This window comes from Nocardia iowensis, from assembly GCF_019222765.1.
GTDB lineage: Bacteria > Actinomycetota > Actinomycetes > Mycobacteriales > Mycobacteriaceae > Nocardia > Nocardia iowensis.
Genome location: NZ_CP078145.1, coordinates 4,345,778 through 4,358,299 on the forward strand (window position 1 = coordinate 4,345,778; position 12,522 = coordinate 4,358,299).

A 12,522-nucleotide genomic window follows, 5' to 3' on the forward strand; every position below is an offset into this window, starting at 1 on the left:
TCAGGGCAGCGGCGCGGCGCCACGTTGGGCCAGTAGGACACCCATGAGTCCGGCTTCCTGGCCCTGCGCGTGGATCATCGAGCGCGCGGTTTCCTTGACCGGGCCGGACGGGAGGAGCTGGTCGGCGGCTTGCGCCATGGCGATCCCGCCCTGGTGATGGCGAAACATGAGCTGTAAGAACAGGGTTTCGGCGTCCCGGCCGCGTGTGGCGGCGAGGGCGTCGAGTTCGGCTATCGTCGCCATTCCCGCCATCGTGGTGCCCGAAGTCTGTTTCGGATCGGCCTGTGCGATCGGCGTCGAATGCTGATGTGGCACAGCTTCATCGGCGTGCATCCAGGCCATCGGATGCGCTCCCACCGGCGACGCGTTGGCCAGACGTAACCACCCGAGCATGGTGCCGATCTCGAGCCGTTGGGTGTCGTCGAGCTGTTGGGTCAGGCGCAGCACGGCGGGATCGATATTGCGGTCCAGGCGCTGCACCATGATCAGCGCCTGCTGGTGATGCGCGGTCATGTCCTGCAGGAAACCGATCTCCACCGCGCTGAGAATCGGAGTGGCCGTGTGCGTTTCCGGTAGCACGAGTGGGCGCAGTGCCGCACCGAGCACCAGCAGGGCAAAGGCGAGTGAGGCGAGCGCGGCACCCCGGATCCAGCGTGGCACCGCTACGACCCGACGATCGATTCTTGGTCCGCCGGTGGCGAATACACGTCGTTGTCGAGCTGCAACACCATGAACCCGTTGTCGGAGCAGGTGACATACAGCTGCGAGCCACGCCATTCCGGCGGTGAGAGGCACCAGTCGGTGGAGACGTCGCCGAAGGCCAGCCTGCCGGTGCGCGGGGTGAGTGCGTCGGCCGGATTGAACTGCCCTTCCAGCACCGCGCGAATGGCGGGTGGTGTGCTCATCAGCGGCACGCCGATAATCGAGGCGAGCGCGTGCGGCGAGTTCCACAAACTGAGGTTCTGACCGGTCCGGGCAGGTGGGTTGTAGTAGGCGATCTCATGGATATTGCGGGGGTCGCGTACATCGAAAACCCGGATGCCAGAGGAGATCCAGCCGCACGCGAGGGCCGTCGGGTTGTCTCGGCGGTCGGCCGTGCAGTAGTGCGATTCGTAGGCGAAGGCCGAACCACCCATGGACGAACCGATATTGCTGTCGAGGTTCTGCGGCAGATTGATTTCCAGCTTGATTTTCGCGGCGACCTTCGGGTTGGTGTCGTCGGCGATGTCGATGAGTTTCACCCCGCCCGAACCACCTTCGTCGACGGTGTAGAGGTAGGGCTTGCCGTCGTAGGTCACCGGGATGCTGTGCTGGGTGGCCCAGCCGTCGGTCCAGAAGACCCGGCCGATGTGGTGCACCTGCGGGTTCGGGTCGCGGCGCTGCACCGCACTGATGTCGAGCACGGTGAAACCACCGAGCGCGGAAATGTACATCCGGTTGCCGTCGGCGCTGATGCCGAATCCGTGTGCCTCGATGCCGGTCAGGCCCTGCCAGACGACGTGCGGGTTCGCCGGATCGGAGAGGTCGACGGCGCTGACGAAGCCTGGCGCGATACCTGAGGCCCAGTAGGTGTTGCCGTCGGGGGAGAAGCCGCCCTCGTGCGTCGTAATCGGCAGTGGCATCAGCATATTCGTGCCGGGACCGGGGTTGAGCAGGCGCGGATGGGCACAGTCGGAGATGTCGTAGACCGACAGGTAGCCCACGCCGGTGCCGACCGGCACACCGGTGCCGACGAGCAGCTTGCGTGCGGTATTGACCTTCAGGCTCTCCCAGGTGCCCGCGAGCATCGCGGGTTCGGTGAGGTTGGCCGTCGGTCGCGGATTCGCCGGATCGGAGACGTCGAGCACCTGGACGCCGCGGCCCTCGCTGATCAGGTCGCCGGGGAAGAAGGAGCCCATGTACGAGCAGTGCTCGAAGCTGGTCGAGGTGATGCCCGCGCCACGACCGGCGAAGCCGCCGACGAACGACATGTTGCAGCGGTAGCCCTGGGTGGAGCGGCCGCTGTCTCGGTCAGCGGCGGTGACGTCGCCTTGCATGCCGTTCTCTGGCATCGAACCGGGCCCGCAGTCCGCCCGTGGGACGGCGGTGCGGCCGACGTCGAGGAATTCCTGCACGGCGTTCTGGATATCGGACTGCAGGTCGGCCGATGCGCTGCTGGGCAGCATCAACGCGGCGGCGAGGCCGACCGTAACCAGGGCCAGCGGCTTGAATCGGCGCAGGCTCGTCAGTGAGCGCATCGTCGGAACCCCAACCTTCATCAATGAGTTGTCCGTTGTCCCGCTGCTGACTGGGACAGCAGGAGGAACTGACTGAATGGTAGGTACTACCGTTAACTTATGCGGGCGCTTTCGATGAAATGCCGTGACGCGGTGCCGCCGACCGTCCGTCGCGGCAGGTCGATCGGCCAGGCTGGACACTGTTTTTGCAAGCCGGACACCCAGTACAGAGGGTGTGCGGCTTGCAAGAACGGGTGTGTGGTGCGGTGGGCTGGGGGACGGGGGAGGGTATCCGTGCGGACGGCTTTCACGGGTCGTCGGCGGTCGTCACCGTGGTGACCACATGACCCTCCCTGCACGAGCCACGGCCGCGATCGAGCACTGCCAACAGGGCCCAACGTGAGCGGAAGGTGTGGCCGGGGGTGGTGCGAGGCTTCAGTCGGCTGCCAGAGCGGACGCGTCGTGCGCTAGGAGTTCGGTGCAGGTGTCGAGTAGAACCTGGCGTAATTCGGCCGATCGCTCGGCGAGCGCGGACTGTGCTCGCACGTATTCCGCTCGCCCGGAGGGTGTTTCGATGCGCACCGGCGTGTATCCGTATTCGGACAGATCGTAGGGGCTGGCGCGCATGTCGAGTTCACGTGCGGCACAGGCCAATTCGAAGCAGTCCAGAATTAGCGAGGACGGGACGAGCGGAACGAGCTTGAAGCCCCACTTGTAGAGATCCATGTTCGCGTGCAGGCAGCCGGGTTGTTCTCGGCTGACCTGGTCGGCGCGGGTCAGCGGTTCGGCGTTGCGGCCGACAGCATCGGGTGTGAAGAAGCGAAAAGCGTCGAAGTGGGTGCAGCGCAGCGACATCGACTCGACGACCTCGTCGGTGCCCGACCGGCCCAGACGCAGCGGCACCTGCTGATGCCGGACGTCGTCGGTGCGGTACACCATCGCCCACTCGTGCAGTCCGAAACAGGACAGCTGAGCCGGACGAGACGCCGTGGCGCGCAGAAGATTCGCGACGAACTCGATGGTGTCGCGGCGTCGTTCCAGATAAGCCGGGTCGGCCGTGAAAACGCTGGATCCAGACGACTGCTCTTGTCCCGCAACAGAATCCGGTACTGCATCCGGAAGCCGATGGTACCCCCGCGCACCATCGTATTCGCGAGCCCCAGCCAGCCCGACCCCGAACCCCGGATGCCACCGCCGCAGCTGCGCAGGCTTGTGCCCGTAATAGGTGAACAGAAAATCGATCACCGGATGTGACGACCCCGCCGCCCGCCGCTCGACATACGGCCCGACCAGCTGATCCACCCGCACCAGATGCGCAGCAGCCCGTGCGCGCCACTGCGCTTCGGCAAGCACCGCCATCTCGGCTCGCTGGGCGCTCATGCGACAGCCGGATGTGGGCCAGACGCCGACGAGCATGCGGCAGCCGAGTATGGGTTGGATTCCGCGGACCATGTGTCAGTCGGGCGTGGGTTGGACTGCGGCAACCATGCGACAGCTGAGCATGGACCGGACTCCGGCAATCGTGCGTCCGGGGGGTTGAACGAGATTACGGGAGTCGCGTCGTACCGGCACCACCGTGAGCGCTCGTACCTGCAGCACCGCGCGTGGGAGTGCACCGGGAGGAGGAACCGGTGCGAACCCATACGAACCACGCTCATTCGATGATCCGGTGCGTCCCGTCGCGGACCGTGCCGACGAACTCTTCCACCAAATCCTCCAGCGCCACAATGCCTGTGGTGTTGCCGCGGGTGTCAACTACGCGACCGAGGTGACTGTTGGTGCGGCGCAGTCTGGCGAGCGCTTCGTACAGCGGGGTGTGCATGCTCACCGTAGGTAGCGGACGGATGTCGGTGCGCGGGATGGGGGTTCCCGGGCCTGCGCTCTCGTCGGCGACCTTGTCCAGCACATCCTTCACGTGCAGGTAGCCGACCAGTGAACCGTCGCTCGCTTGCACGGGGTAGCGGGAGAAGCCGGTTTCGGCGACGCCGGTCTCGATGTCGCCGAGGGTGGTTCCGTTGCCGCGCAGGGGAACTGTCCTGGTCGTTTCCAGTGACACCATCACGTCGGCGACCACTCGTTCGCTGGTGCCCAGTGCCTGGGTGAGTCGCCGATGCTCTTCCTCGTCGAGCAGGCCCTCCGAGCGCGACTCGCCGATCATCTCGGCGAGTTCCACCGACGAGACGGTCGCTTGCAGTTCGTCCTTGGGTTCGATCCGAATCAACCGCAGCGAGAGATTCGCGGCGAGGTTGTAGATCGCGATCAGCGGGCGGGCCAGTCGCAACCACATGAGGTGCACCGGAACCAGCAGCAGTGCACTGCGTTCCGGACCGGCCAGGGCGATGTTCTTCGGGATCATTTCGCCGAACAGGATGTGCAGGACCACCACGATGGCCAGCGCGACCGCGAATGCCACCGGGTGCAGCAACTGTTCGGGCATGCCGAGGAAATTGAACGGCCCCTCCAGCAGGTGCGCCACCGCCGGTTCGCCGACGCGACCGAGCAGGATCGAGCAGATGGTGATGCCGAGCTGCGCGGCGGCCAGCATCATCGACAGGTTCTCACCGGCCCGAATCACGATGTTGGCGTTGCGCTTTCCCTGGGCGGCCAGCGCCTCCAGGCGGTCACGGCGGGCCGAGATCAAGGCGAACTCGGCGGCGACGAAGAACGCGTTGCCCGCGAGCAACACCACGGTGAGCAGGACACCGAACAGATCACCCATGACTGTGCTCCTGCTCGTGTTCCGCCTGAATCTGGTGGAACGCCAGGTCATCCGGAGCGACCGGGACCAGGCGAACCCGGTCGATGCGGCGTCCGTCCATGCGTTCCACCCGCGCGATCCAGCCACCGGTGCTCGGCTGTTCGATCGAAGACCATTGCTGCGAGCGCGGATTCGGCAGCACGACCTCGTCGCCGGCCACCGGGATGCGGCCGAGGCGGGTGAGCACGAGGCCGCCGAGCGTTTCGTATTCGCCTTCGGGGGCGTCGTATCCGGTGGCCCTCGACACCTCGTCGATGCGCAGCAGACCGGAACAGTCCCAGCCGTCGGACACTCGGCGTACGTCGAGTTCTTCCTCGTCGTGCTCGTCGCGGACATCGCCGAGGATCTCCTCGATGATGTCCTCCATGGTGACGATGCCCGCGGTGCCGCCGTATTCGTCGACGACCAACGCGACCTGCATGCCGTCGGCCCGGATGCGTTCGAGCACCGCGTCGCCGTCGAGGCTGGCGGGCACGATCGGGACCGGGTGCGCCAGCATCTGCAGCGGAATGGTGCGGCGCACGCTTGCCGGATGGGTGAACGCCTGCTTCACGTGCACGACGCCGAGGGTGTTGTCGAGGTCGCCGTCGATCACCGGGAATCGGGAGTAACCGGTGCGGCTGGCCGCCGCGATGAGGTCGGCAATGGTGTCCAGCTTGTCCAGCGACTCGATCTTCACCCGCGGGGTCATCAGTTCCTCGGCGCTGCGCTCGCCGAACTGCAGCGACCGGTCGATGACCAGTGCGGTGCGCTGGTCGAGCGCGCCGCGCAGCGCGGAGGTGCGCACCAGCGAGCCGAGTTCCTGCGGTGATCGCGCGGAACGAAGTTCCTCGGCCGGTTCCACACCGAGCCTGCGGACCACCCAGTTGGCGGTGTTGTTCAGGAAGTGGATCAGCCACTTGAACACGACGGAAAAGGCGACCATCGGTGCGGCGGTGGTGCGCGCGGTGGCCAGCGGCTTGGCGATGGCGATGTTCTTCGGCACCAATTCGCCGTAGATCATCGACAGCGAGGTGGCCAGGACGAGCGCGAGGGCCAGCGAGGTGCCGCGCGCGGTGCCGTCGCTGAGTCCGATGCCGGTGAACAGCGGATCGAGCAGCCGCGCGAGCACCGGTTCGGCGATGTAACCGGTGATCAGGGTGGTGATGGTGATGCCGAGCTGGGCGCCGGACAGCTGGAAAGACAGCGTGCGATGGGCTTGCCGGACCATCCTGGCGCGGACGTCACCGGCGCGCGCGTGCGCTTCGACGGTGCTGCGTTCCAGTGCGGTGAGCGAGAATTCGGCGGCGACGAACAGTGCGGTGCCTGCCGTGAGAGCGATGAACCCCAGCAGGCTGAGCGCCGTTAGTGCGACGGACATCGTCAGCACCACCCGAACGGTGCTGGGAACTGGCCGGTGGGGAACGGGGCTGGGGGAAGGAGGACGCCGGGTTTGTCACCCGGCTCGGTAGAGGAGCCCTCCTGTGCTGCGCCCTCGGACGCGGGTGACAACTGGATCCTTTCGCAAGCCGGAGACATGGGGCCGGAGACCGGCAACCCCTATGTTACCGGCCCACGCATGCGGTCGCGTGGGCCGGTGGGGTGCTGTCGCGGGCGTGTCGGACGGTGATCACGACGCGCGGGGCCGTCAACGGCCGGTCGCGGGCCGTCTCACGTCCGCGCGAATCCGCGGCACATCGAAATTCAATGCAGGCCACCTGCGACGCTGCCGGGCACGAGACCAACAGAGCGCGAACACGGAGCGTGGCAGGCGGACGATCAGACGCAGCTCACCAACCGCTGGGCAGCGGGCGTCCTTCGGCGAATCCAGCGGCGGACTGCACGCCGAGCACGGCCTTCTCGTGCAATTCGGCCAGGCTGCGCGCGCCCGCGTAGGTGCATGCGCTGCGCACGCCGGAGCAGATGTGGTCGATGAGGTCTTCCACACCCGGACGTTCCGGATCGAGACGCATGCGCGAGCTGGAGATGCCCTCCTCGAACAAGGCCTTGCGGGCCCGGTCGAAGGCGCTGTCGGTGGCGGTGCGGGCGGCGACGGCCCGCTTGGACGCCATGCCGAAGCTCTCCTTGTAGGCGTTGCCGTCGCGGTCGACGCGCAGGTCGCCGGGGGATTCGTAGGTGCCGGCGAACCAGGAGCCGATCATCACGTTGGACGCGCCCGCGGCCAGCGCGAGGGCGACGTCGCGCGGGTGCCGCACGCCGCCATCGGCCCAGATGTGCACGCCGAGTTCCTTGGCGGCGGTGGCACATTCGGCGACCGCGGAGAACTGCGGGCGGCCGACGCCGGTCATCATGCGGGTGGTGCACATGGCGCCGGGGCCGACGCCGACCTTGATGATGTCGGCGCCGGCGGCGGCCAGGTCGCGGGTGCCATGCGCGGACACCACATTGCCCGCTACCAGCGGCACGCCGAGGCCGAGATCGCGCACGGCGCTGAGGGATTCGAGCATCTTGGCCTGGTGGCCGTGCGCGGTGTCCATGACGAGGACGTCGGCGCCCGCGTCGACCAGGGCCTTGGCCTTGGCGACCACGTCACCGTTGATGCCGACCGCGGCGGCGACGCGCAACTGGTTCTTGGCGTCGACGGCGGGCTGGTAGATCCCGGCGCGGACCGAGCCGGTGCGGGTCATCACGCCGGCCAAGGTGCCGTCCTCGGCGGTGAGCACCGCGAGCTGGGCGTGCTTGGACTCGAGCAGTTCGAAGATGTCACGCGGCGAGGTGCTGGCGGGGGCCTGCACGAAATCGGTGATCGCCACGTCGTGCAGCCGGGCGAACCGGTCCACATCGGTGCACGACGCCTCGGTGACGACACCGACCGGGCGACCCGCGTCCACCACCACGACGGCGCCGTGGGCGCGCTTGTGCATCAGGGCGACGGCCTCGGACACCGAGCGTTCCGGGTCGAGGGAGACCGGGGTGTCGGCGGTGAGCGAGCGGCTCTTGACGAAGGCGATGGTGTCGGCGGCCGCGCTGATCGGCAGATCCTGCGGGAGGACCACGATGCCGCCGCGGCGGGCGACGGTCTCGGCCATCCGGCGTCCCGCGACCGCGGTCATGTTCGCCACGACGATGGGGATGGTGGTGCCGGACCCGTCGACGGTGGAGAGGTCGACATCGAACCGTGAGGCGACATCCGTCCGATTAGGGACGAGGAAGATGTCGTCGTAGGTCAGGTCATACGGCGGCTGATGGCCAGGGAGAAACTGCACTTAACCGATGATAACCAAGTCCGGCCGATGACGCGCAATTCCCCAGCACTCCACGGAGATGAACGTCACATGCCGCGTCGGCCGCACAGGCTGCGGTGACGCCGCCCCTCGCCCCCGCAACCGCTCCACCCCACCCGCCCGCAAAACCCCGGCGCGCCCCCAGCGAACCGCGCAGCGCAGCGCCCGAGAACGATGCGGCGGGGTGAGTCAGGCGGCGGCCTGGGTGCGGGAGAGACGGATTGTGGTGGCGCACATGACGACTACCGCGAGGCCGGTGAGCACGAGGCCGAAAGTGTTGGTGCGGAAGCGTTCGTCGAGGACGGTCACGCCGATGAAGGCCGCTGCGAGCGGTTCGGCGATGGTCACCGCGGGCAGTGAGGCCGAGAGCGGGCCCGCTTGAAATGCCCGCTGTTGCAAGTAGACGCCGGTGATTCCGGCCGCGACCAGTGCCCAGGTCTGCCAGCTGGTGAGGACGTGGCCGATGCCGTGTTCGAACAGGCCGGTGACGTAGGAGGTGAGCGCGGCGGCGAGGCCATAGAGCGAACCGCTCGCGGTGCCGAGGAGTAGCGCTCGGCGGCCGGGGGCGGGGGCGCGGATGCCGAGTGCGGTCGCGGTGCCGATGAGGCCGACCAGGATGGTCAGCGGGATCAGCCAATCCCGCAGTGGGGCATTGGTATTGCCCTCGGTGGGGTTGCCGACGAGCAGGAAGCAGGCGAGTGCCGCGGTGAGCGCGAGTGCGGTGGCCCAGGTCCGTCCGGTGATCCGGCGGCCATTGAGTTTGGCGGCCAGCGGTAGCGCGAACACCAGCGCGCTCACCAGGATCGGTTGCACCAGCAGGACCGCACCGAGAGCGAGCGCGGCCACCTGCATTCCGTAGCCGCCGATATCGCCCAGCACACCTGCCCACCACCGCGGATTGCTCAGCAGTGCGCGAACGAGCGAATCGCCTTCAGGCACTGAGGCGGCCGCGCGCTGCTGCGCAACCGCCGCCAGCGCGAAGAACAGCGCGGCCAGCAGCGCGCAGCCGACAGCGCCTACCGGATGGTTGGACACTTCGGTCAGTTTGCCCCACGATTGCCGCGCTCCGGAGCGCGCTCTGGACGCACGGCGCGTCGGCGCCCATTCCCGGGCGTGTCGGTGCCGCCGGAGCGGCCGGTGAACCCGGCGGTAGCGCCTGCGGAACGACCCGCGAACCCCGAGGTGGAACCGGCTGAGCGGCCGGTCGATCCTGAGGTGCCTGCGGCGTTCCGCCCGGAGCTGCCCGACCCGGCAGCGCGGCTCGCACCGCGCGCCACGCCGGTGCCCGCCCCGACCTTCGCCGCCCCGCGCCCGCCACCGGTGCGGTTCGCGCCGCCCCTGCTCGCCGCCGAATTGTCGTCGCGAGAGGACCCCTTGACCGAACCGTCCCTCCGGCGTTCACCCGCCGAGGCCTCGGCCCGGACCGGTGCACCGCCACCGCGAGTCTCGGCCGAACCCGACCGACGGCCCGCTCCGGAACGCCGGCGCCCGGTGCCCGAGTTCGACGCCCCCGCTGCCACCGGCTGCTTCGGCGGCGCGGGCGCGGCGACCGGTACCCCCGACGGCTGTCGCGCGCCGGTGATCTCGATCAGCCGACGATCGCCCGGCCGAACCTCGATGCCGACGATCTCCACCCCCGCTTTACGGGTCATCGTCTCGACTTCACGCCGTTCCTCGTCCATGACCAGGGTGACGACCACGCCGTCCTCGCCCGCGCGTGCGGTGCGTCCGGCCCGGTGCAGGTACGCCTTGGACTCGGCGGGCGGATCAACGTGCACGACAAGGGAAATGTTGTCGACGTGAATGCCGCGCGCCGCGACGTCCGTGGTGACCAAGACCGGAATGCTGCCGTCGGCGAAGGCCGCCAGCGTGCGGGTCCGGTTGTTCTGCGCCTTGCCGCCGTGCAGCGCGCCCGCCGGAATGCCGGAGCCGCGCAGCTGCTTGGCCAGCCGGTCGGCGCCGTGCTTGGTGCGCACGAACATGATGGTGAGCCCGTCGCGCGCGGCGATCTCGGCGGCGACGGCCCGCTTGGCCATCTTGTCCCGCACAAAGAGCAGGTGGTGCGTCATGGTGGCGACGGACGCGGACGCGGGGGCGGTCGAATGGGTGACGGGGGAGCGCAGGTAGCGCTTGACGAGCTTGTCCACCTCACCGTCGAGGGTGGCCGAGAACAGCAGGCGCTGACCGTCTTTCGGGGTCTGGTCGAGCAGCTTGGTGACCTGCGGCAGGAAGCCCATGTCGGCCATGTGGTCGGCCTCGTCCAAGGCGGTGATCTGCACGTCGGACAGCGCCGCCGAGCCCTGCGCGATCAGATCGGCGAGCCGGCCGGGCGTGGCGATGAGCAGGTCGACGCCGCGCGCGAGCCGCTCGGCTTGTCGCCGGATCGGCGCGCCGCCGACCACGGAGGCGACCCGCAGGCCGATCGCGAGAGCGGGCTCGTCCAGGGCGCGTTCGATCTGCGCGGCCAGTTCGCGGGTGGGTACCAGCACCAGACCGCGCGGTCTGCCCGGCTTGGTCGACCCGCTCGCCAGCCGGGCCAGCATGGGCAGCCCGAACGCGAGGGTCTTGCCGGAGCCGGTCGGGCCGCGGCCGAGTACGTCCTTGCCCGCGAGTGCGTCCGGCACGGTCGCGGCCTGGATGGGGAACGGTGCCTCGATGCCGTCGCGGCGCAGTGCTTGCACGAGCACAGCGGGCAGGCCCAGGTCCATGAAGGTCACGCCGGGCGCAGCGGCGACGGGTGTCGAGGAGGTCACGGGTGGTGTGTGCCTTTCGTATGACGCGCTCGAATCCGTGCACGCGCTGTTCGGTGGGTCGGGGCGGTGACCGAGTTCCGGGGCACCGCGCGCTGCGACATCGGGTACAGCGCGAGAAGACGATGCGGCCGACCGAGCGGCGGGCCAAGTGTCCAGGATACGTCCTACGAGTGTCAGCCGTGGAACAGCCGACCCAGCTCGACGAGCCAGGGGACCGCGACGGCCATCGTCGGAACCACGAGAATGGCGGCCGAGCCGAGGTAGGCGGCACCGGCGATGCGCACGTCACTGGTGCGTCCGCTGAGTCGCTGAATGCGAATCAGGGTGGTCGGCCCGCCCGCCGCGAGCGCACCCTGGGGTGCGGTGGACTTGGAACAGGCGACGAGGGCGCGAGCCAGCGGTTTCGGGCCGGTCACCTTCACCGCGGAATCGTCGGCGAGCAGTTCGATGAGCAGTTTCACCGAACCGAGCGCGGCCTTGCTGCGCACCACCCGCGGAAATGCTTCGTGTACCGCGGTGAACGCCTCGAGCACTAGATCGTGTCTGGCCCGCAGGTGCGAGCGCTCGTGGCTGACGATCGCGGTGATCTCGGCGTCGGCCAGGTTGGTCAGCGTGCCCTCGCTGATCACCACGCGCTGCCGCAGGCCGGGCAGGCAATAGGCGATCGGCTCGGTCGCGGCCAGCACCCGGATATCGGAGGCGCGGCGGCGCGGACCGCTCTGATCGAGCAGGTCGACCAGCATCCGGTGGCGGGCGCGGCGCCTGCGCGTGTGCACGCCGACCCGGACGATCGCGTAGATCAGCCGCGCACCGACCAGCAGCGTCAGCGCGAACACGAAGACATAGGCCAGCCACAGCGGCAGCCCGAGCGCGTCGATCTCGCGGGTGGGTGCGGTGGTCGGCCTGCCGTCGGGTCCGGGCACGAGCAGCTCGGCGGCGATGGCCAGACCGGAGCCGAACGCGCTGAGCACGGCGGCCAGCGCGATCGCCTGCCAGAGCACGAGCGCGGCGCGGGGCGTCCGGTATGTCCAGGTCGCCCGGCTGAGCAGGGCCGGAGCAGGCCCCGCGAGAAGCAATGCGAGTCCGGCGAATACCGGCGCGGTTGCGTTCATCGACTCAGCTCACTGCGTTGGGGGCCAGGACCCGAGAAGTCTACTGCGGTGGCGGTGTGTCCTCGGATGCTTCGAGCTTAGCGAGTGCCTCCCGCAGAGCGGCAGCCTCATCCTTGCCGACCTGTTCCACGAAGTGCACCAGCGCGGCGGCGCGGCTGCCCGCCGCGTCGGCCTGTTGCAGCGCGTCCACCATCAGGCTCGCGACGAGTTCGTCGCGAGTGTGCACCGGCGCGTAACGATGAGCACGGTCGTCGCGCTGCTGGACCACGAGATTCTTCTTCGCGAGTCGTTGCAGCACCGTCATCACCGTGGTGTACGCGAGCTCGCGGCGTGCGGCCAATGCCTCGTGCACCTGCCGGACTGTCTGCGGTTCGTCGGTCGACCACAACTGGTCCATGACCGCTTTCTCGGGTTCACCAAGTCCTGCCATTCCCTAATTTTACGGACTCAACGACGCGC

10 protein-coding genes are annotated in these 12,522 nt (G+C 68.4%); all 10 read right to left on the reverse strand.

The window, feature by feature from the left end; translation table 11 throughout:
- The 10 genes from KV110_RS20005 to KV110_RS20050 all read right to left on the reverse strand — a co-directional run bounded on the left by KV110_RS20005 (position 1) and on the right by KV110_RS20050 (position 12,493).
- On the reverse strand, positions 1 to 660 hold the full coding sequence (locus KV110_RS20005) for a DUF305 domain-containing protein (RefSeq protein WP_246634652.1): 660 nt from the start codon (positions 658 to 660) through the stop codon (positions 1 to 3).
- Positions 661 to 662: 2 nt separating this feature from the next.
- Positions 663 to 2,237 (reverse strand): LVIVD repeat-containing protein, encoded by a 1,575-nt coding sequence (locus tag KV110_RS20010; protein ID WP_218477897.1) that lies wholly within the window; start codon positions 2,235 to 2,237, stop codon positions 663 to 665.
- A 414-nt stretch (positions 2,238 to 2,651) separates the two neighbouring features.
- Positions 2,652 to 3,575, reverse strand: coding sequence for a 3-methyladenine DNA glycosylase (locus KV110_RS20015; protein ID WP_218478672.1), 924 nt, complete (start codon positions 3,573 to 3,575; stop codon positions 2,652 to 2,654).
- A 295-nt stretch (positions 3,576 to 3,870) separates the two neighbouring features.
- On the reverse strand, positions 3,871 to 4,935 hold the full coding sequence (locus KV110_RS20020; RefSeq protein WP_218477899.1) for a hemolysin family protein: 1,065 nt from the start codon (positions 4,933 to 4,935) through the stop codon (positions 3,871 to 3,873).
- Positions 4,928 to 6,334 carry a hemolysin family protein gene (locus KV110_RS20025; RefSeq protein ID WP_218477900.1) on the reverse strand — a complete coding sequence of 469 codons (1,407 nt, stop codon included), beginning with the start codon at positions 6,332 to 6,334 and terminating at the stop codon, positions 4,928 to 4,930. The genes KV110_RS20020 and KV110_RS20025 overlap by 8 nt, the downstream gene beginning before the upstream one ends.
- A gap of 409 nt (positions 6,335 to 6,743) precedes the next feature.
- Positions 6,744 to 8,180 (reverse strand): GuaB1 family IMP dehydrogenase-related protein, encoded by a 1,437-nt coding sequence (locus KV110_RS20030; protein ID WP_218477902.1) that lies wholly within the window; start codon positions 8,178 to 8,180, stop codon positions 6,744 to 6,746.
- 207 nt (positions 8,181 to 8,387) lie between these two features.
- The gene (locus tag KV110_RS20035; protein ID WP_218477903.1) at positions 8,388 to 9,233 is read right to left on the reverse strand and encodes a DMT family transporter; all 846 of its coding nucleotides are present in this window, start codon (positions 9,231 to 9,233) and stop codon (positions 8,388 to 8,390) included.
- 5 nt (positions 9,234 to 9,238) lie between these two features.
- Entirely contained in the window at positions 9,239 to 10,906 is a 1,668-nt protein-coding gene (locus KV110_RS20040; RefSeq protein WP_218478674.1) for a DEAD/DEAH box helicase, read from the reverse strand.
- Positions 10,907 to 11,124: 218 nt separating this feature from the next.
- Positions 11,125 to 12,063 (reverse strand): M56 family metallopeptidase, encoded by a 939-nt coding sequence (locus KV110_RS20045; protein WP_218477904.1) that lies wholly within the window; start codon positions 12,061 to 12,063, stop codon positions 11,125 to 11,127.
- A 40-nt stretch (positions 12,064 to 12,103) separates the two neighbouring features.
- Positions 12,104 to 12,493, reverse strand: coding sequence for a BlaI/MecI/CopY family transcriptional regulator (locus KV110_RS20050; RefSeq protein ID WP_218477905.1), 390 nt, complete (start codon positions 12,491 to 12,493; stop codon positions 12,104 to 12,106).
- Between the last annotated feature and the right edge of the window lie 29 nt (positions 12,494 to 12,522).

Excerpts from the sequence above, each read along its gene's own strand:
- KV110_RS20020 (WP_218477899.1), bottom strand. The coding sequence starts at position 4,935 with ATGGGTGATCTGTTCGGTGTCCTGCTCACCGTGGTGTTGCTCGCGGGC.
- KV110_RS20015 (WP_218478672.1), bottom strand. The coding sequence starts at position 3,575 with ATGGCGGTGCTTGCCGAAGCGCAGTGGCGCGCACGGGCTGCTGCGCAT.
- KV110_RS20010 (WP_218477897.1), bottom strand. The coding sequence starts at position 2,237 with ATGCGCTCACTGACGAGCCTGCGCCGATTCAAGCCGCTGGCCCTGGTT.
- KV110_RS20045 (WP_218477904.1), bottom strand. The coding sequence starts at position 12,063 with ATGAACGCAACCGCGCCGGTATTCGCCGGACTCGCATTGCTTCTCGCG.
- KV110_RS20040 (WP_218478674.1), bottom strand. The coding sequence starts at position 10,906 with ATGGACCTGGGCCTGCCCGCTGTGCTCGTGCAAGCACTGCGCCGCGAC.
- KV110_RS20050 (WP_218477905.1), bottom strand. The coding sequence starts at position 12,493 with ATGGCAGGACTTGGTGAACCCGAGAAAGCGGTCATGGACCAGTTGTGG.
- KV110_RS20025 (WP_218477900.1), bottom strand. The coding sequence starts at position 6,334 with ATGTCCGTCGCACTAACGGCGCTCAGCCTGCTGGGGTTCATCGCTCTC.